This is a genomic window from Luteibacter sp. HAY1-4A, from assembly GCF_056755355.1.
On the sequence record NZ_JBNDHZ010000037.1, the window covers coordinates 1 to 18,593 of the forward strand.

General features: G+C 67.9%; 16 protein-coding genes and 1 other RNA gene. 2 read left to right on the plus strand and 15 right to left on the minus strand.

The window, feature by feature from the left end; translation table 11 throughout:
* The 15 genes from ACPYOD_RS13255 to rnpB all read right to left on the minus strand — a co-directional run.
* Window positions 1-556, minus strand: a 556-nt coding sequence (locus tag ACPYOD_RS13255; protein WP_481302202.1) for a cell division protein FtsZ, incomplete at its 3' end; no start/stop codon positions are given.
* Window positions 557-684: 128 nt separating this feature from the next.
* Complete coding sequence (ftsA, locus tag ACPYOD_RS13260) at window positions 685-1,920, minus strand: cell division protein FtsA (protein WP_413625376.1); 1,236 nt, start codon at window positions 1,918-1,920, stop codon at window positions 685-687.
* A gap of 4 nt (window positions 1,921-1,924) precedes the next feature.
* The gene (locus ACPYOD_RS13265) at window positions 1,925-2,665 is read right to left on the minus strand and encodes a cell division protein FtsQ/DivIB (protein ID WP_481302203.1); all 741 of its coding nucleotides are present in this window, start codon (window positions 2,663-2,665) and stop codon (window positions 1,925-1,927) included.
* On the minus strand, window positions 2,662-3,636 hold the full coding sequence (locus ACPYOD_RS13270; RefSeq protein WP_481302204.1) for a D-alanine--D-alanine ligase: 975 nt from the start codon (window positions 3,634-3,636) through the stop codon (window positions 2,662-2,664). The genes ACPYOD_RS13265 and ACPYOD_RS13270 overlap by 4 nt, the downstream gene beginning before the upstream one ends.
* A complete protein-coding gene (murC, locus tag ACPYOD_RS13275) occupies window positions 3,636-5,075 on the minus strand; it encodes a UDP-N-acetylmuramate--L-alanine ligase (RefSeq protein WP_481302205.1) in 1,440 nt (479 codons plus the stop codon). The genes ACPYOD_RS13270 and murC overlap by 1 nt, the downstream gene beginning before the upstream one ends.
* Window positions 5,072-6,157: an undecaprenyldiphospho-muramoylpentapeptide beta-N-acetylglucosaminyltransferase gene (gene murG / locus ACPYOD_RS13280; RefSeq protein ID WP_481302206.1), complete on the minus strand. Its 1,086-nt coding sequence runs from the start codon at window positions 6,155-6,157 to the stop codon at window positions 5,072-5,074. The genes murC and murG overlap by 4 nt, the downstream gene beginning before the upstream one ends.
* A complete protein-coding gene (gene ftsW, locus ACPYOD_RS13285; RefSeq protein WP_481302207.1) occupies window positions 6,154-7,377 on the minus strand; it encodes a putative lipid II flippase FtsW in 1,224 nt (407 codons plus the stop codon). The genes murG and ftsW overlap by 4 nt, the downstream gene beginning before the upstream one ends.
* Window positions 7,378-7,383: 6 nt before the next feature.
* The gene (gene mraY, locus ACPYOD_RS13290; protein ID WP_481302208.1) at window positions 7,384-8,466 is read right to left on the minus strand and encodes a phospho-N-acetylmuramoyl-pentapeptide-transferase; all 1,083 of its coding nucleotides are present in this window, start codon (window positions 8,464-8,466) and stop codon (window positions 7,384-7,386) included.
* A complete protein-coding gene (locus ACPYOD_RS13295) occupies window positions 8,456-9,820 on the minus strand; it encodes a UDP-N-acetylmuramoyl-tripeptide--D-alanyl-D-alanine ligase (RefSeq protein ID WP_481302209.1) in 1,365 nt (454 codons plus the stop codon). The genes mraY and ACPYOD_RS13295 overlap by 11 nt, the downstream gene beginning before the upstream one ends.
* Window positions 9,817-11,310, minus strand: coding sequence for a UDP-N-acetylmuramoyl-L-alanyl-D-glutamate--2,6-diaminopimelate ligase (locus tag ACPYOD_RS13300; RefSeq protein ID WP_481302210.1), 1,494 nt, complete (start codon window positions 11,308-11,310; stop codon window positions 9,817-9,819). Before ACPYOD_RS13300 ends, ACPYOD_RS13295 begins: the two co-directional genes overlap by 4 nt.
* Entirely contained in the window at window positions 11,307-13,115 is a 1,809-nt protein-coding gene (locus tag ACPYOD_RS13305) for a peptidoglycan D,D-transpeptidase FtsI family protein (protein WP_481302211.1), read from the minus strand. Before ACPYOD_RS13305 ends, ACPYOD_RS13300 begins: the two co-directional genes overlap by 4 nt.
* Complete coding sequence (ftsL, locus tag ACPYOD_RS13310; protein WP_481302212.1) at window positions 13,112-13,384, minus strand: cell division protein FtsL; 273 nt, start codon at window positions 13,382-13,384, stop codon at window positions 13,112-13,114. Before ftsL ends, ACPYOD_RS13305 begins: the two co-directional genes overlap by 4 nt.
* Entirely contained in the window at window positions 13,381-14,304 is a 924-nt protein-coding gene (rsmH, locus tag ACPYOD_RS13315) for a 16S rRNA (cytosine(1402)-N(4))-methyltransferase RsmH (protein WP_481302213.1), read from the minus strand. The genes ftsL and rsmH overlap by 4 nt, the downstream gene beginning before the upstream one ends.
* A gap of 48 nt (window positions 14,305-14,352) precedes the next feature.
* On the minus strand, window positions 14,353-14,799 hold the full coding sequence (gene mraZ / locus ACPYOD_RS13320) for a division/cell wall cluster transcriptional repressor MraZ (RefSeq protein WP_481302214.1): 447 nt from the start codon (window positions 14,797-14,799) through the stop codon (window positions 14,353-14,355).
* 414 nt (window positions 14,800-15,213) lie between these two features.
* Window positions 15,214-15,579, minus strand: an RNA gene (gene rnpB, locus ACPYOD_RS13325) — RNase P RNA component class A.
* 191 nt (window positions 15,580-15,770) lie between these two features.
* Here rnpB and rsmI point away from each other — a divergent pair.
* Window positions 15,771-16,598 carry a 16S rRNA (cytidine(1402)-2'-O)-methyltransferase gene (gene rsmI / locus ACPYOD_RS13330; protein WP_481302215.1) on the plus strand — a complete coding sequence of 276 codons (828 nt, stop codon included), beginning with the start codon at window positions 15,771-15,773 and terminating at the stop codon, window positions 16,596-16,598.
* Between the two features lie 181 nt (window positions 16,599-16,779).
* Window positions 16,780-18,579 carry a penicillin-binding protein activator gene (locus ACPYOD_RS13335; RefSeq protein WP_481302216.1) on the plus strand — a complete coding sequence of 600 codons (1,800 nt, stop codon included), beginning with the start codon at window positions 16,780-16,782 and terminating at the stop codon, window positions 18,577-18,579.
* Window positions 18,580-18,593 lie beyond the last annotated feature (14 nt).

The following is an 18,593-nucleotide window of genomic DNA, read 5'->3' on the forward strand; positions in this document are numbered from 1 at the left end:
CGGCCTTGAAGGCGTTCAGCAGCGTCACTTCACGCCCGAGCACCGAGAGCAGCTTCTCGTTCGGCACGGTGATGAGGGAGTCCACGTGTTGGGACAGGTCCTCGATGCCCTTGAGCGCCACCTGCATGCGGCGGCGGCCCTCGAACGGGAACGGCTTGGTCACGACCGCCACGGTGAGGATGCCCTTCTCCTTGGCGAGCTGCGCCACGACCGGCGCGGCGCCGGTACCCGTGCCACCGCCCATGCCGGCGGTGATGAACACCATGTCGGCGCCTTCGAGCATTTCCTCGATGCGCTCACGGTCTTCCAGCGCGGCCTGACGGCCCACTTCCGGATTCGCGCCGGCACCCAGGCCCTTGGTGACGTTGCCGCCAAGCTGCAGGTGCGTACGCGATGCGCAGCTCTTCATGGCCTGCGCGTCGGTGTTGGCGACGACGAACTCGACGCCTTCGATGTTGGAATTCACCATGTGGGCCACGGCGTTACCGCCGCCGCCGCCCACGCCGATGACCTTGATGACCGCATTCGGTGCCAGTTTTTCGATCAGTTCAAACATTTCCCGTCCTCCGCAGAACTTTTGTTTTATTGGTTTATGTCCCATGGGCGACTCCTGTCGGCCATGGGTTGCGGGCCTTCCTCTTGCCCCGGCGCCCCCATTCCATCGGGCACCGGCTATCCGGTAAATCAGAAATTCTTGGTGAACCAGCTTCGGAACTTCTCGACGACGCTGCCGACATTGCCGACGGCGGAGCCGGTGTGGCGCGCACCGCCGCTCGACCGCGACCCGTGCAGCAACAAGCCCACGCCGGTCGAATGCAGTTCGCTCGACACGACGTCGCCCAGGCCGGACACGTGCTGCGGCACGCCGATGCGAACCATCTTGTGGAAGATTTCCTCCGCCAGTTCCAACGCGCCTTCCATGCGCGACGCACCGCCGGTCAGCACGATGCCGGCAGCGACGAGGCTCTCGTAGCCCGAGCGGCGCAGTTCGTCCTGCACCATCTCGAAGATTTCTTCGTAGCGTGCCTGCACCGACTGGGCGAGCGCCTGACGGGCCAGCCGGCGCGGCGGGCGATCGCCGACGCTCGGCACCTGGATCGTCTCTTCCGCGTGCGCAAGCTGGGCCAGCGCGCACGCGTACTTGATCTTGATCTCTTCGGCATGCGCGGTGGGCGTGTGCACGCCGTATGCGATGTCGTTGGTGACCTGGTCGCCGCCGACGGGCAGCGACTTCGTGTAGCGGATGGCGCCCTGCGTGTAGATGGCGATATCCGTCGTACCGGCACCGATGTCGACCAGGCAGACGCCCAGCTCGAGTTCGTCTTCGGTCAGCACGGCTTTCGCGCTGGCCACCGCGGCGGGCACCAGTTCGTCGACCGAAAGACCGCAGCGCTGGATGCATTTCGAGATGTTCTGCACCGCGCTGGCCGCGCCCGTCACGAGGTGCACGCTGGCTTCGAGGCGCACGCCGCTCATGCCGACCGGATGGCGGATGCCGTCCTGGCCGTCGATGCGGTATTCCTGCGATTCCTTGTAGAGCACCTTGCGGTCGGCGGGGATGGCGACGGCGCTGGCCGCTTCGAGCACCTGTTCCAGGTCGGCGGCCATGACCTCGCGATCGCGGATGGCGGCGGTGCCGTGCGAGTTGCGCGTTTCCAGGTGGCTACCCGAGATCGAGGCATACACCGAGCGGATGTCGCAGCCCGCCATCAGTTCGGCTTCTTCCACCGCGCGCTGGATGGAGTGCACCGTGGATTCGATGTCGACCACCGAGCCGCGCTTCATGCCGCGCGACACGTGGGTGCCGATGCCGATGACTTCGATCGGTTCGCCGGGCTCGTATTCGCCGACGATCGCGACCACCTTGGAGGTGCCGATGTCGAGGCCGACGACGAGCTGTTTGTCGTTCTTGTTTCTCATGTGCTCAGCTTCCGACCTTGGGTGCGGCCGTGGTTTCCGGTTCCGGCCACCGGATGGCGAATCCGTTGGTGTAACGAAGGTCGGCATAGGCGAAACCGCCATGTCGACCGGCGACGAGTTGCGGGTAGACGTCGAGGAAGCGCGCGAGACGCCGGTCGGCCTGGTCGCGGTCGCCGATGACGATCTCGGCACCGCTGTCCGTGGTGACGCTCCAGCTGCCGCGTTCGCTCAGCGAGACGCCGACGATCGACAACTGCGCCCGGCCTTCGAACGCCCTGCGGGCCTGCGCATAGAAGCTCACCACTTCGGCCAGCCGGGAATCCGGCCCGCTCAAGCGCGGCAGGTCACCCATCTGGTCCGCGCCCGGCGCATCGAACACGAGGCCTTGCCGGCTGATGAGGCGATTCTCGTTCCAGCGCGCGAACGGCTGGCGCTCGTAGATGCGCAGGAGCAGCGTGTCGGGCCAGCGCTTGCGCACTTCCACCGACTCCACCCAGGGCAACGCACCGAGTGCGCGGCGAACGTCTTCCAGGTCGGTGGCGAAGAAGCCCTTGCCAAGACGCGGCAGCACGGCGCTGCGGATCTGTTCGGCGCTGACATGCGCGAACTCCGCCTCGACCTTCAGCTGCGTCACGGGCCAGCGGCCCGCGGCGAACCAGCCTTGCATCACGCCGACGACGGGCAGCACCACCAAGGTGATGGCGATACCCCAAGCGACGATCCGCGTGGCGGCGGCTCCCTTCATGCCTTCGCGCCCTCCCGCTTCATCGAGGTTTCGAGGATGCGCCAGCACAGGGCCGGGTAATCCAGGCCGGCTGCCGCGGCGGCCTTGGGCACGAGCGAGTGCGACGTCATGCCCGGCGCCGTGTTCACTTCCAGCAGCCAGTTCTTGCCGTGGCGGTCGCGCATCACGTCGACGCGACCCCAGCCGAAGCAGTCCAGCGCGTCGAACGCCTGCAGCGCCAGCGCACGCATGTCGTCCTCGGCGGTGCCCGAAAGGCCAGGAATGAGGTACTGCGTGTCTTCCGCGATGTATTTCGCGTTGTAGTCGTAGTACGCACTGTTCGGCACGATCTTGATCGTCGGCAGCACTTCGCGTCCGAGGATGCCGACGGTGAATTCGCCGCCCTCCGTCGCGTCGCCCTCGATCAGCGTTTCCATCAGCAGGTCGCCGGGGTAACGGCTTGCCAACTCCACCGCGGCGTCGAGGCCGGCTTCTTCGAAGACTCGCGTGATGCCCACGCTGGAACCTTCCCAGGCCGGTTTCACGATCAGCGGGAAGCCAATGTCGCGCGCCGCCGCGTGCACGTCCGCACCGCGCGGCAACGCCTTGAACTTCGGCGTGGGCAGGCCGAGCGCGATCCACACCTGCTTCGCGCGCACCTTGTCGAGCGACAGCGCCGAGCCGAGCACGCCGGAACCGGTATAGGGAACGCCGAGCGATTGCAGGGCACCCTGCAGTTCGCCGTTCTCGCCGCCCGCGCCGTGCAGGATGTTGAACACGCGGGCGAAGTGCCCCGCGCGAACGGCGTCGAGCAACGCCGGAATACCGTCGATCGGATGAGCGTCCACACCGCTGGCGCGCAGCGCTTCGAGCACGCCGCGGCCGGAATTGAGCGACACCTCGCGTTCGGCCGACTGGCCACCCATGACGACGGCCACGCGGCCGAAATCGGCGGGGTCGGTCACGGTGCGGGGAAAACGCGTACTGCTCATCACTTGTGGGTCCTCAGATGGCCGGCACCTGCCAGCTCGATGGCCGCCGCGCCGATGTCACCGGCGCCGAGCAGCAGGATCAGGTCGCCGTCGCGCGCGAGCGCGGGCAGCGTGTCGCGCAGGTCGCGCGGATGGTCGACCAGCACGGGATCGGTCTTGCCGCGAGCGCGGATGGCACGCGCAAGCGCCTTGCCGTCGGCACCGGGAATGGGGGCTTCGCCGGCGGGATAGACCTCGGTCAGCACGAGCACGTCCACCTCGGCGAGCACGTTGGCGAAGTCGTCGAGCAGGTCGCGCGTGCGGCTGTAGCGATGCGGCTGGAAGGCGACCACGAGACGGCGCTCCGGCCAGCCGCCGCGCGCGGCGGCGAACACGGCGGCCAGCTCGCGCGGGTGGTGGCCGTAGTCGTCGACGAGCAGCGCGCTGCCCTGGTCGAGCGCGATTTCGCCGCGACGATGGAAGCGGCGGCCCACGCCCTCGAACCGGGCAAGCGCGCGGGCGATGGATGCCGCGTCGACACCGAGCTGCCAGCCCACGGCGGCCGCGGCGAGCGCGTTCTGCACGTTGTGGCGGCCCGGCAGGTTCAAGGTGACGGGCAGCATCTCGGCCATGCCCGGCAGGCGAAGATCGAAGTGCATCTCGAAGCCCACCTGGCGCACGTTCGTCGCGGTGACGTCGGCGCCGGGCTGGTCGATGCCATAGGTGAGCATGCGGCGCGAAGTGTCCTGCGCCAGCTTCGCCGTTTCCTCGTCGTCGATGCACAGCACTGCCATGCCGTAGAACGGCAGGCGGTGCAGGAAGTCGCCGAAGGCCTTCTTCACCAGGGCGAAGTCGCCGTGGTAGTTCTCGAGGTGATCGGCGTCGATGTTGGTCACCACCGCGATCACCGGCGACAGCATCAGGAACGAGCCGTCGGATTCGTCGGCTTCGGCGACCAGGTATTGGCCGGTGCCGAGACGGGCATTCGCGCCAGCGGCGTTGAGCTGCCCGCCGATGACGAATGTGGGGTCGTAGTCGGCCTCCGCCAGCACGCTGGCGACGAGGCTGGTGGTGGTCGTCTTGCCGTGCGTGCCGGCGATGGCGATGCCGCGACGGAAGCGCATCAGCTCGCCGAGCATCTCGGCACGCGGCACCACCGGGATACGCGAGGCGCGCGCGGCCACCAGTTCGGGATTGTCGGCGCGGATGGCGCTCGAGGTCACGATGACGTCGGCGCCGTCGACATTGGCGGCCTCATGTCCGATGTGCACGTCCACGCCTAGCGCGGCAAGCCGCTCGGTGGTGGTCGACGGTGCGCGGTCGGAACCCGACACATCGTAACCGAGGTTGCAAAGCACCTCCGCGATACCGCTCATGCCGACGCCGCCGACGCCGATGAAATGGACACGGCGGAACGAGGTCATGAAATCTTCGTGGGCACGCAAACGACCGGGCGTCATGCGGAAACCTCCATGCAATGACGGGCAATCGTTGCTGCGGCGTCGGGCTTGGCCAGCGTGCGGGACGCGTTGGCCGCGGAAAGGATCCGCACGCGGTCGCCCAACAGGTCGTCGAGCATCTTCGCGAGCAGATCCGCGGAATCGTTCTTTGCCAGCATGGCGTCGGCGACGATGCGCGCACCGCCCACGTCCACCATGGCACGGGCGTTCGCCGTCTGGTGGTCGTCCACCGCGTGCGGGAACGGCACCAGCAAGGCCTCGAGGCCGGCGGCGCAGAGTTCCGCCACGGTCAGCGCGCCCGCGCGACACACCACGACATCGGCCCATTCGTAGGCGCCGGCCATGTCTTCGATGAACGGTACGACGCTGGCGGCCACCGCGGCCTCGGTGTAGGCATCCAGGGCTTCCTGGAGACCGCGCTCGCCGGTCTGGTGCACTACCTCGGGCATCGTCGCGCCGGCCGCGGCCATGCGCGACAGCGCGCGCGGCACGGCGAGATTAAGCGTGCGCGCGCCGAGGCTGCCGCCGAGCACGAGCAGTCGTGGACGGCCGTCGCGCCCAGCGAAGCGTTCCGTCGGTGCCGGCAGCGAAGCGATGCGTGCACGCACCGGGTTGCCCACCCACTCCGCATTCGGCAGCACGTTCGGAAAGCCGGTAAGCACCTTCTTCGCGAACGAGGCGAGCTTGCGGTTGGTGAAGCCCGCCACGGCGTTCTGTTCGTGCACCACCAGCGGAATGCCGGCGATGCGCGCCGCGACGCCGGCGGGCCCGGCGACATAACCGCCCATCGAGAGCACGCAGCGCGGGCGCAGGCTGCGCAACAGCTTCAGCGAGGCGAACAACGCGCGGGCCAGCATCACGGGGGCGAGCAGGCGCGTCTTCACGCCCTTGCCGCGCAGGCCGCCCACGGCCACGGTGTGGAGGTCGAGACCGTGCGCGGGCACGACCCGTGTTTCCATGCCGCCTTCCGCGCCGAGCCAAGCCACCGGCACGCCGCGCGAACGCAGCTCGTCGGCGACGGCCAGCCCGGGGAAGATGTGGCCACCGGTGCCACCGGCCATGATCAGCACGGGGGCGCTCATGCCATGCCTCCCGCGGGAGCGGCCGAATCCGGCACGGCGTTCGCCGGCAGGCGCACGGCGGTCTGCCGCGCGTCTTCGGCGCGGTTGATCTCGAACGTGGCGCGTAACAGCACGCCCACCATCGCGCAGGTCATCAGCACCGACGAGCCGCCGGAACTGATCAACGGGAGGGTGAGGCCCTTGGTCGGCAGCACGCCCAGGTTCACGCCGATCGACACCATCGCCTGGAAGCCGATCATCAGGGAGATGCCGTACGCCACGTAGCCGGAGAAGCGATGGCCCAGTTCCACGCCTTTCAGCCCGAGGTACAGGCCGCGCCCCACCAGCACGACGTAAAGGAAGATGACGAGCACGATGCCTGCCAGGCCGAGCTCTTCGGCCAGCACCGCCAGGATGAAGTCGGTGTGCGCCTCCGGCAGGTAGAACAGCTTCTGCACGCTCGAACCCAGACCGACGCCGGTCCATTCGCCGCGGCCCACGGCGATCAGTGCCTGGGTGAGCTGGAAGCCGTCGTTGAACGGATCCTTCCACGGGTCGAGGAACGAGGTGAGGCGCTTGATGCGGTAATCCTCCGCGGTGGCCGCGTAGATCAGCGCGGGCACGAGCGGCGTGCCGAGCAGCAGCAGGTTGCGCATGCGTGCCCCGGCCAGCCACACCATGCCCACCGTGGTGGCGACCACCAGCGCGGCGGAGCCGAAGTCGGGCTGCGCCAGCAGGAGCAACACGATGAAGCCGGCGACACCGACGGGCTTCACCACGCCGAACAATTCATATTCCACGCCCTCGCGATGGCGTACGAGGTAGCTCGCCAGGTAGGCCACGAGGATCAGCTTCACCGCTTCCACCGGTTGGAAGCTCGTCACCAGGAGGTTCACCCAGCGCCGGGCGCCGTTGATGCGCATGCCGAACACGGGCAGGAACACCATCAACAGCATGATGATGCCGACCAGGAGCAGCAGGAAGCTGTGTTTCTCCAGCGTCTTCAGCTCGGTGCGCATGGCGGCGCCTGCGAGGCACGCGCCCAGCACCAGGAAGACGAGGTGGCGCTTCAGGTAATAGAACGCGCCCTGGTGCGAACCGTCGGCCACGGCGATCGAGCTGGAGGTGACCATCACCACGCCCAGCGCCGCGAGAGCGAGCGCCGCCACGAGCAACGGGAGGTCGAAGCTTCCCCGCGGGCCCTGGCGGCGTTTCGCTTGCTTGTTGCCGATGCCGAACATGCTTTCTCAACGCACCTTCAAGGTAGCCAGACCAATGAGCACCAGCACTACGCTGATGATCCAGAAACGAACGATCACGCGGGGCTCGGGCCAGCCCTTCAATTCGAAGTGATGGTGGATCGGCGCCATGCGGAAGATGCGCTTGCCGCGCAGCTTGAAGCTGCCGACCTGGAGCATCACCGAGGCCGTTTCCAGCACGAACACGCCGCCCATCACCAGCAGCACGATTTCTTGGCGCACGATCAGCGCCACGCACCCGAGTGCCGCGCCGATGGCGAGCGCGCCCACGTCGCCCATGAACACCTGCGCCGGGTAGGTGTTGAACCAGAGGAAGCCGAGACCCGCACCCGCCAGCGCGCTGCAGAAGATCGCGAGTTCACCCGCGCCCGGAATGGACGGGATGCCCAGGTATTCGGAGAACACCTTGTTGCCCGCGAGGTAGGCGAAGATGCCCAGGGCGCCCGACACCAGCACGCTCGGCATGATCGCAAGACCGTCCAGGCCGTCGGTGAGGTTCACCGCGTTGGAGAAGCCGACGATGATGAAGTAACCGACCACGACGAAGAACACGCCGAGAGGAATCGCCACCTGCTTGAACAGCGGCACGTACAGGGCGATTTCGGCGGGCAGCTGGTGGGTCTTGTAGAGGAACACCGCCGCCCCGAGGCCGAACACCGACTGCCAGAAATACTTCCAGCGGCTGGCGAGTCCACGGCTGTCCTTCAACACCAGCTTCCGATAGTCGTCGTAGAAACCGATGACGCCGAACAGCATCGTGACCAGCAGCACCACCCACACGTACCGGCTGCCCAGATCCGCCCAGAGCAGCGTGGCGATGGCTACCGCGAACAGGATCAGCAGCCCGCCCATGGTCGGCGTACCCGCCTTCGACAGGTGCGTCTGCGGACCGTCGCTGCGCACCACCTGCCCCGCCTTGAGTGCGGCCAGCTTGCGGATCAGCACGGGCCCCAGCAGCAGCGAGACGGCCAGCGCGGTGAGCGCGGCCATGATCGCGCGGAAGGTGATGTACTGGAACAGATGCAGCGACGCGAAGTGCCGGGCCATCCATTCCGCCAGTTCAAGCAGCATCGGAGGCTCCTTCGGCGTACTTCTTCATGGCCGCCACCACCCGGTCCATGCCGGACGAACGCGACCCCTTCACGAGACAGGTGACGCCTTCGTGGATCTGTGTGCAGGCCGCCTCGATCAGGGCCTCCTGCGTGTCGAAATGCTGCGCACCCGGCCCGAAGGCCTCCACCGCCGCGGCGCTCTTCACGCCGGTAGCGAGCAGGCGTTCGATGCCGCGCTCGTGCGCGTAACGGCCGATGCCGGCATGCAGCTTCACCGCATCGGGGCCCAGTTCGGCCATGTCGCCGAGGATGAGCCAGCGCTCGCCCCGGGCCAGCGCCAGCGTGTCGATCGCCGCGGCGGCCGAGCCCGGGTTCGCGTTGTAGCTGTCGTCGATGAGGGTCCAGCCGCCGGGCATCGGTTCGAGGTCGAGGCGCCCGGCGACGTGCGGCACCTGCTCCAGCCCCTCGACGATGACGTCCACCGGCACGTCCAGGGCCGTGGCGATGGCCGCGGCGGCGAGTGCGTTCGCGACGTTGTGGCGGCCCGGCAGCGGAAAGCGCACGTCGCCGTCGCCGTGCGGCGTGGACAGCACGAAATGCGTGCCGTCGATGCGCTCCTCGACGATGTCCGCACCGATGTCGGCGCGATGATCCAGGGCGTAGCGCAGGATGCGCCGCGATCCGGCGAGGTTGGCGAAGAAGCCGGCGAAGCGTTCGTCGTCGGCGTTCACGATGGCGACGCCGTCGGCGGGAAGCGACCGGTACAACGCGCCCTTGGTTTCGGCGACGCCTTCGATCGTGCCCATGCGCTCAAGGTGCGCCGGCGCGATGGAATTCACGAGGCCGATATCGGGCCGCGCGATGGCGGCGAGGTAATCGATGTCGCCCGGCTTGCCCGCGCCCATCTCCAGCACCGCGTAGCGGGTGTCGGCCGGCATTGCGAGCAGCGTGAGCGGCATGCCGATCTCGTTGTTGAAGTTGCCCGCGTTGACGTGCGTGCGGCCATGGCGCGAAAGGATCGACGCGGTGAGCGTCTTCACCGTGGTCTTGCCGTTCGAACCGGTGATGCCGATGACGCGCACGTCGCTCTGCGCGCGCACCGCACTGGCGAGGTCGCCGAGGGCAAGCTGGGTGTCGTCCACGATCACCTGCGGGATGGGGGCGTCGACAGGACGCGTGACGAGCGCGCCCACGGCGCCGCGTTCCGCCGCGGCGGCCACGAAGTCGTGCGCGTCCACGTGTTCGCCTGGAAGCGCCACGAACAGGTCGCCCGCCTTCAGCGTGCGGGTATCGATGGAAAAGCCGGTCACCTCGGCGTCGGCGCCCTGGAGGCGGCCTCGGGTCCAAAGGGCGACGGCGGACAGGCGCATCATGCGCGAACTCCTTTCTTGCTCGATGCCATCGCTTCGGCGGCGACGGCAAGGTCGTCGAAGGGACGCTTGCCCTCCGGACCTTCCTGGTAGGTTTCGTGACCCTTGCCTGCGATCAGCACGACGTCGTCGGCCTTGGCATCGGCGAGGGCCAGCGCGATGGCCTGGGCGCGGTCACGCTCGACCATCACGGTTTCGGGATGGCTGAAGCCCGCCACGATCTGGGCGACGATGGCGTCGCCGTCTTCCGTGCGCGGGTTGTCGTCGGTGACGATGACGACATCGGCCAGGCGTTCTGCGATGGCCGCCATCAGCGGACGCTTGCCCTGGTCGCGGTCGCCACCGGCGCCGAAGACGCAGATCAGGCGGCCCTTCGTATGCGAACGCAGTGCCAGCAGCGCCTGCTTCAGCGAATCGGGGGTGTGCGAATAATCGACCACCACGAGCGGCTTGCGGCCGTCGCCGCCCAGGCGGCTCATGCGTCCATTCACCGGCTCCAGCGCTTCCAGCGCGGCATGGATACGGTCGAATGGTTCGCCCAGCGCGCCGAGCACGGCGGCCACGGCAAGCAGGTTGTGCACGTTGAAGCGGCCGAGCAGTCCGCTGCGCACCGTGCGCATGCCCCAGGGCGTATTGAGGTTGAAGGACAGGCCCTTGGCCGACGTCACGATGATGTCGGCCCGGATCTCGGCGTCCTTCTCCGTGCTGTCGGTCGCCATCGACGTGCGCAGCTTCGCGACGCCCTCGGGAAGACCCTTCGCCAGTTTCGCGCCGAACGGATCGTCGACATTCACCACGGCGGCGCGCAGACCCTCGAACGCGAAGAGCTTCGCCTTCGCCGCGCCGTAGGCTTCCATCGTGCCGTGGTAATCGAGGTGGTCGCGCGTGAGGTTCGTGAACACGGCCACGTCGAAATCGATGGCGTTCACCCGGCCCTGCTCCAGCGCGTGCGACGAGACTTCCATCGCCACGTGCGTGGCGCCGGCATCACGAAAGCCTGCAAGCAGCGCCTGCATGCTGATCGCGTCCGGCGTGGTGCGTTCGCCTTCCGCGATGGCGCCATGCAACCCCGCTCCGAGCGTGCCGACCGTGGCCGCCTTGCGGCCAAGGAAGGCCAGCGCCTGCGCGATCAGCTGCACGGTCGAGGTTTTGCCGTTGGTGCCGGTGACACCGACGATGTCGAGCGCGGCCGACGGATCGCCAAAGAAACGCGCGGCCATCGGGCCCGCCTTTTCGCGCAGTCCTTCCACGGCGATGACGGGCACGCCGGCGTCGTCCGCGGTGAACGGCGGCTCCGCCAGGATCGCCGCGGCACCCTGGGCGACGGCCTTGGCGGCGAAGTCGATGCCGTGGCCCTTCGTGCCACGGAGCGCGACGAACGCGTTGCCGGACACGATATCGCGCGAATCGAGACTGAGGCCCGAAACGACGATTTCGCCGGCGGCGTTGGCGTCGGCGAATCCGTCGAGCAGGTCGGCGAGGCGCATGGTCATGGGACCACCTCTTCCGCCGCGCTGTCGTCGGCCTGCGGCGGAGGCGCGTTGCTCGTGCCGATGAGTCCGCCCTGGCTGGGGCCACCGGCGTACCAGCGGCCCACGTTGTCCGGCGGGATATCGAGGAGGCGGACGGCGCCCGTCATCACCTGGGCGAAGGCGGGACCCGCGACCGAGCCGCCGTAGTAACGGCCGTTCTTCGGATCGTTGATCACCACTACGGTGACGAGACGCGGGTTGCTCGCCGGGATCATGCCCACGAAGAGCGAGATGTAATTGTTCGAGTAGTAGCCGCCGACCGAGTTCTTGTGCGACGTACCGGTCTTGCCGGCCACGCTGTAGTTGGCGACGGAAGCGAACCCGTAACCGGTGCCGCCCGGGGCCACCACGGTTTCCAGCATGCGCACGAGTTCATGCGCCACTTCGGGCGTGACGACCTGCGAGGGCGGATTGTCGGCTCCCTTGATGAAGCTGGGCGCGCGCAATGCGCCGCCGTTGCCGATCGCCGCGTAACCGGTGGCGAGCTGCAACGGTGTCAGGTTCAGGTTGTAGCCGTAGGCGAGGCGGGACTTCTCGATCGGCTTCCAGGTGCGCCCGACCGGCAGGTAACCGGCGGCCTCGCCCGGGAATCCGCTGCCCGTGCTGTTGCCGAGGCCGAAGGACTTGTACACGCCGTAGAGGAAATCCGTGTCCAGCGTCATCGCGATCTTGGCCGCGCCGACGTTGGAGGATTTCGTGATGACGCCGGTGGGCGTCAGGGTGCCCCAGTTATGCGTGTCGCGCACCGGGTGGCCACCCATCATCCAGGTGCCGGGCGAGGTCTCGATCAAGGGCGCGGTGGGCGTGTACTTGCCGCTCGTCAGCGCCGCGGCCATGGTGAACGCCTTCATGGTCGAGCCGGGCTCGACCACGTCCGTGACCGCACGGTTGCGCCGCTCCGACGGCGTGCTGCCACGCACGGCGTTCGGATTGAACGACGGGAGGTTCGCCATGGCCAGCACTTCGCCCGTATGGACGTCCATCATCACGATGGAGCCGGAGTCGGCCTTGTTCTTGTCGAGCGTGTCCTTCAGGGCGCTGTAGGCGAGGTACTGGATGCGACGGTCGATCGACAGCGTGATGTCGCGGCCCGGCTGGGGCTCACGCACCAGTTCCACGTCCTCCACTACATGTCCCATGCGGTCGCGGATGACGCGCTTGGCGCCCGGCTTGCCGGCCAGCCACTCGTCAAAGGCGAGTTCCAGGCCTTCCTGCCCGTGGTCGTCGATGTTGGTGAAGCCGAGGATGTGGCTGTTCACCGCACCGGACGGGTAGTAGCGGCGGTACTCGCGCTGCGCGGAGATGCCTGGAATCTTCAGGTCGACGATGGCCTGGGCGTCTTCCGGGCGCATCTGGCGCGCGATGTACATGAATTCCTTGTCGGCGCGCTGGACGATCTTCTGCTTCAGATCGTCCGCATCGACGTGCAGGGCCTTGGCGAGTTCCGGAATGCGGTCCTCGTTCTCGAGCACTTCCGGCGGATTCGCCCAGATCGATGCCACGGGCGTCGACACTGCCAGCGGCTCGCCGTTGCGGTCGAAGATCGTGCCGCGCGACACCGCGATGGGCATCTCGCGCAGGAAACGCGCATCGCCCTGGTCCTGGTAGAACTGCTTGCGCACCACCTGCAGGTCGAATGCGCGCACGACGAGCCCCGACGCGGCGACGCACAGGAGCGCGACCACCACCGTCATGCGCTTGCGCGGGCTGGGGCCCTGGCCGCGGCGGCGGCTGGGAACCACGGGCTTGCCGTAGCGCGCCTTCATCGACGCACCAGCTGGATGTCCTGCGGCTTCGGCGTGAACATGCCGAGCTTGCCGCGAGCCTCGGCGTCGATGCGGGCGGGCTCGGCATAGGTCGCCTGTTCCAGCTCGAGCCGGCCATATTCCACGCCCAGATCGTCCTTCTGCGCCTGCAGGCGCGAGAGTTCGACGAACAACACGCGGCTTTCGTGGCGCGTCCACACCACACCGATCGCGCTGGCGAGGACCGCCAGCAGCAGGATCGTGAGGCAGATGGCGCCGAAGACCTTCATGCGACCTTCTCCGCGATGCGCAGCACCGCCGAGCGAGACCGGGGGTTCCGCGCCACTTCCGCGTCGGAGGGGAAGATCGCCTTGCCGACCGGCTTGAGGCGGGCGGCCTTGGCTTCCGTCGGCGGCGCGCGACGGCTGCCCTGCACGCGGCCTTCGTGACCGCGGATGAACTGCTTCACCGTGCGGTCTTCCAGCGAATGGAAGCTGATCACGGCAAGACGCCCGCCCACCTTGAGCAATTCGAGGGCGGCGTCGAGCCCGCGCTCCACGGATTCCAGTTCGGCGTTCACGCGGATACGCAGGGCCTGGAAGGTCCGGGTGGCGGGATTCTTGCCGGGTTCGCGGCGGCCCACGCAGCGCGCGACCAGCTCGGCGAGGTCGCCGGTGCGCAGGATGGGTGCGGTGACGCGGCGTTCCACGATGGCCTTCGCGATGCGGCGGCTGAAACGCTCTTCGCCGAAGGTCCAGAGCACGTCGGCGATCTCGGTCTCGTCGGCCTCGGCCAGGAAGTCGGCGGCGCTGATGCCGCGCGTGGTGTCCATGCGCATGTCGAGCGGCGCGTCGGCCATGAAGCTGAAGCCGCGGCTGGCGTCGTCCAGCTGGGGCGAAGACACGCCGAGATCGAGCAGGATGCCGTCGAGACCGCCTTCGAGCGCGGCCCATTCGCCCATGGTGGCGAAGTTGTCGTGACGCAGGGATACGCGCGGATCGGCGGCAAGGCCCGCCTCGGCAACGGCGATGGCCGTCGGATCGCGGTCCATGAGGAAAAGACGGCCGTCGCTCGAAAGGCGCGCGAGGATCGCCCGCGCATGACCGCCGCGGCCGAATGTTCCGTCCAGGTAGCGCCCGTTCTCGCGCAAGGCGAGGCCCTCCAACACTTCGTCGAGCATCACAGGGATGTGCGCATCGCGCCCCGCCATCGCCACATCCCGCTCCCGTTCCACCGAAAACCTCGAATTAGTTCGTCGTCACAACCGCAGGTCCGCCATGTCGTCGCTGATCTCGTCCTCGCCGATCGTCTGGCGGATCTTCGCGAGGTGGGCCTGTTCGCTCCAAAGCTCGAACTTGTTGCCCATGCCCAGGAGGACGGCCTTTTTTTCTATTCCGGCGGCCGCGCGCTGGCTGGATGGCAGGAGGATGCGGGCGGCTCCGTCGGGTTCGACGATGGCCGCTGCGCCCACCAGCTTCATCTGCAAGGCACGGTGCACGGCCTTCACGCCAGGAAGCGCATTGACCTGGTCGCGAACCTGTTCCCATTCCGCGTACGGAAAGATCCAGAGGCACCCGGTCTCGAAGGGGTTGTAAGTGACGACCAAACGGTTCTTGCAGGCGTCGGCCACCGCATCCCGATACGAAGTCGGGATCGTCAGACGACCCTTGTCGTCGACCGTGATGGCTGTCTCGCCTTGGAACATGTTTGCTGGCCGCCCCACCAAATCCCACGATTTCTCACCGGGGCCCACGATAGTCTCGCCCCTTGAGACTGTCAAGGAAATTTTTCTTGTGAATCAAAGAGAAAGGGCAGCTTGGCCGTCATTTCCAGCCATTTCTGAGGAACTGGTGGAAGGTGATTGTTTCGTGGGGTTTTTTTGCGACAGGCTTCGCGTTTTCAAGGGCCTAAAAGACGGCTGGGAATGAACCGGTGTTCATTCGGAGACGACTGTGGGAGCCGCCATGGCGGCGAGAAGCCGACAGGGCGATGAAGGCGCGCGGCAAGCCTCTCTCGCCGCCATGGCGGCTCCTACAGAAAAACCGCAGCGCCCCGAAAACCGCGGCGCGCCAGAAAAACCGCGGCGCCCCTAAAAGGGACGCCGCGGCACCTTGCGAAGAAAAGGAGTCGGCCTGTAAGCCGGGTTCTGTGCGTCTTGCGACGTGACAGTCATTCTTCTCGGCCTGGCGTCGCCACCAGGCTCTAGCAACCTACCCGGGAACGACGCGGGCCGCGTCATGGTTCCCTTATTTGGTCTTGCTCCGGGTGGGGTTTACCGTGCCGTGCGACGTTAGCCCCGCACGCGGTGCGCTCTTACCGCACCCTTTCACCCTTACCTGATCCCCTTGCGGGGCCATCGGCGGTCTGCTCTCTGTTGCACTGGCCGTCAGCTCACGCTGCCCAGGCGTTACCTGGCACCCTGCCCTGTGGAGCCCGGACTTTCCTCGATGCGCACACGGCGCAACGCGACTGTCCGGCCGACTCCGTGGAGGAGTATAGCCGCTAGGAGCCGCGTCGGCGGGGCGGCAAGCTTGCCCGCTGCCGCGGGATCGCCGCTGAAGCGGCTCCCACAAGAGCAGGAGCGGCTCCCATAAGGGTAGGAACGGCTCCCACAGGGATAGGAACGGCTCCCGCGGGGATAGAATGCTTCGTTGATTGCCTCTCTTCGGCCCACTCATGTCGTCATCCCGCCCCGGCGTCCTCCATGTCGTCGCCACGCCCATCGGCCATCGCGACGACATCGGCGCACGTGCCATCGAAACCTTGCGGCGGGTGAAAGTCGTCGCCGCGGAGGACACCCGGCATACCCGCCCCCTCCTCCAGCACCTCGGTATCGACACACCGCTCGTGGCGCTGCACGACCACAACGAGCGCACCGCCGTGGACGGCCTCGTGGAGCGCCTCCGCGGCGGCGAGGACATCGCGCTCGTCTCCGACGCGGGCACGCCGCTCATCAGCGACCCGGGCTTCCGCCTCGTCCGCGCCGCACGCGCGGCCGGTATCAAGGTCAGTCCCGTGCCGGGCCCCAGCGCGGTCGTCGCGGCGCTATCGGTCGCGGGGCTGCCCAGCGACCGCTTCGTCTTCGAGGGCTTCCTGCCCGCGAAGGCCGGCGCACGCCGCTCGCGCCTCGGCGAACTGGCGGGGGAAGCGCGCACGCTGATTTTCTATGAATCCTCGCATCGCATCCTCGAGTCGCTCGAGGACATGCGCGATGCTTTCGGTGCCGACCGCGAGGCCGTGGTGGCCCGTGAGCTGACCAAGATGTTCGAGACGGTGCTCGACGGCGCGCTGGAAGACCTGGCCCGCCGGGTCGCCGCCGATCCGAACCAGCAGAAGGGCGAATTCGTCGTGATGGTCGCCGGGCGCGAGGCCGGGGAAGACGAGCGGCTGGCGGAAGGCCTGCGGGTTTTCGCGATCCTGAAAGACGAATTGCCGCCGGCCAAGGCGGCGAAGCTGGCCGCCGCGATCACCGGCGCGCCGCGCAAGGCACTCTACGGCGCCTGATGGGAGCTGTGTGGGAGCCGCTTCAGCGGCGAAGGGTGCTCGCCGCAAGGTTGCCCGCTGTCGCGGGATCGCCGGCATAGCCGGCTCCCACAATGCCTCACGCCGGTCTCGCGAATCGATGGGCTATGATCCGGACGTTTCGGTGCCGGAAGGCACCCGTGCAGCCAAGGACCATCTCCCGATGCGATCGATCCGTGCGGCCACCCTCGGCCTCCTGCTTTCCGCCGGCCTTGCCGGCTGTGTGACCCAGGGCGGCGTGCAACATGGCGCAGCGCCCTCCGGCGCCGCCACGCAGGCCGCGCAGGCGCTCTACACCAAGGGACAGTTCGACCAGGCCGCGCAGGCTTACCTCGCCCTGGCCGAGCAGGACACCAGCCATCGCGATTACTACAAGTTGCTGGCGGCGGAGGCGTACCGGCAGGAGGGCGCTCTCGACCGCGCCGCTCCCGTCGTCGCCGACATCCGCCGCTCGCGGCTGGAAGGCGAGGACGCCCTGCGCCTCGACGCGCTCAAGGCCGAGATCGCCCTGAAGAACAACGATGCGAAGACGGCGCTGTCGCTTACCGGCAAGCCGTCCTCGCGGGTCTCGCCGCAGATCGACCAGCGGTTGGCCGTACTCCGGGCACGTGCACAGGCCGCCGCCGGCGATCCCTGGAGCGCGGCCCAGACGCGTATCGAGCTCGACGGGCAGCTCCGTGGCATCGACCGCGAGCAGAACCGCAAGGAGATCCTCGCGCTGCTCACCGGGCTCGGCGCCCAGCCCTTGGCCGAACGGGGCGGATCGCTGCCGGCGAACGACCCGATGAAGCCTTGGGTCGTCGAGGCGCAGGCCCAGCTTGGCAGCGTCAATCGCGCTCCCGCCGTGCTCGACCAGGCCGTGGGTACGGTCACCGGCGACAAGGGCGTGCGCGAGGGGTACAAGGTGCCCACCAAGGTCGCCTTGTTGCTTCCGCTCTCCGGTCCGCTCGCCGGCGCGGGCGCCGCCATTCGTGACGGGTTCTTCGCGAACTACCTTGAAGCCGCCCACAGCGGGGCGCCGCGCCCGGACGTCGCCGTCTACGATTCCGGCAACGATGCGCAGCACGCCGTCGCGGCCTACGACAAGGCCGTGGCCGAGGGCGCCCGCTTCATCGTCGGCCCGCTCAATCGCGACGGCGTTTCTGCCATCTTCGCGAAGGGCGCGCTTCCCGCGCCGATGCTCACGCTCAACTATCCGAACGACAACAGGAACCTGCCGCCGGCGGGTGCGAACGAATTTGGCCTGCTGCCCGAAACGGAGGGCGCCCAGGTTGCCGACCACATGGCGGACCGGGGCATGCGCACCGCCACGGTCATCGTCTCCACCGACGACTTCGCCCGGCGTGCCGGCAACGCCTTCAAGGCCGAATGGCAGGCACGCGGCGGCACGCTCGCAAGCCAGGTCACGCTCGACGCGGGCAGCATCGACTTCGCGTCGCAGCTGTCCGCGCCAACGGAACAGGATCCGACCACCAGCGGCGTCTTCATCAGCATGAAGCCGCAGCAGGCCCGCCTGCTCCTGCCGCAGCTGCGCCTCGCGAAGAACACGCTTCCCGTGTTCGCCACCTCGCACGTCTATGCCGGCGGCGACGACGCCACGGCCGACCGCGATCTCGAAGGTGTCGAATTCTGCGATGCGCCCTGGCTGTTCGACGCGCAGTCGGGTCTGCCCCGCCGCGCATCCCTCAACGATACACTGCCGGCCACCAAGGGCGTGACCGCCCGCCTGTTCGCCTTCGGCATGGACGCATGGGGCCTGGTTCCGTACATCGACTGGATGCGTGGCCATCCGGGCAGCTACCTGCCCGGCGCCACGGGCCAGTTGGTCGCGGACGAGTTCGGGCGCGTGCGCCGCGTACTCATCTGGGCGCGCTTTGCCGACGGCGTGGCCCGTCCGGTCGCGGGTAGCCTCGAACTCGAAGCGCCTGCCACGGCCCCGAGCGTCGAGAGCGGCGGCGGCTGATCCGGGGGGCGCGA

What these genes read in the sequence shown, in the direction of transcription:
- ftsA (WP_413625376.1), bottom strand. Translation starts at nt 1,920, where the DNA reads ATGAGAAACAAGAACGACAAACAGCTCGTCGTCGGCCTCGACATCGGC.
- ACPYOD_RS13265 (WP_481302203.1), bottom strand. Translation starts at nt 2,665, where the DNA reads ATGAAGGGAGCCGCCGCCACGCGGATCGTCGCTTGGGGTATCGCCATC.
- ACPYOD_RS13270 (WP_481302204.1), bottom strand. Translation starts at nt 3,636, where the DNA reads ATGAGCAGTACGCGTTTTCCCCGCACCGTGACCGACCCCGCCGATTTC.
- murC (WP_481302205.1), bottom strand. Translation starts at nt 5,075, where the DNA reads ATGACGCCCGGTCGTTTGCGTGCCCACGAAGATTTCATGACCTCGTTC.
- murG (WP_481302206.1), bottom strand. Translation starts at nt 6,157, where the DNA reads ATGAGCGCCCCCGTGCTGATCATGGCCGGTGGCACCGGTGGCCACATC.
- ftsW (WP_481302207.1), bottom strand. Translation starts at nt 7,377, where the DNA reads ATGTTCGGCATCGGCAACAAGCAAGCGAAACGCCGCCAGGGCCCGCGG.
- mraY (WP_481302208.1), bottom strand. Translation starts at nt 8,466, where the DNA reads ATGCTGCTTGAACTGGCGGAATGGATGGCCCGGCACTTCGCGTCGCTG.
- ACPYOD_RS13295 (WP_481302209.1), bottom strand. Translation starts at nt 9,820, where the DNA reads ATGATGCGCCTGTCCGCCGTCGCCCTTTGGACCCGAGGCCGCCTCCAG.
- ACPYOD_RS13300 (WP_481302210.1), bottom strand. Translation starts at nt 11,310, where the DNA reads ATGACCATGCGCCTCGCCGACCTGCTCGACGGATTCGCCGACGCCAAC.
- ACPYOD_RS13305 (WP_481302211.1), bottom strand. Translation starts at nt 13,115, where the DNA reads ATGAAGGCGCGCTACGGCAAGCCCGTGGTTCCCAGCCGCCGCCGCGGC.
- ftsL (WP_481302212.1), bottom strand. Translation starts at nt 13,384, where the DNA reads ATGAAGGTCTTCGGCGCCATCTGCCTCACGATCCTGCTGCTGGCGGTC.
- rsmH (WP_481302213.1), bottom strand. Translation starts at nt 14,304, where the DNA reads ATGGCGGGGCGCGATGCGCACATCCCTGTGATGCTCGACGAAGTGTTG.
- mraZ (WP_481302214.1), bottom strand. Translation starts at nt 14,799, where the DNA reads ATGTTCCAAGGCGAGACAGCCATCACGGTCGACGACAAGGGTCGTCTG.
- rsmI (WP_481302215.1), top strand. Translation starts at nt 15,771, where the DNA reads ATGTCGTCATCCCGCCCCGGCGTCCTCCATGTCGTCGCCACGCCCATC.
- ACPYOD_RS13335 (WP_481302216.1), top strand. Translation starts at nt 16,780, where the DNA reads ATGCGATCGATCCGTGCGGCCACCCTCGGCCTCCTGCTTTCCGCCGGC.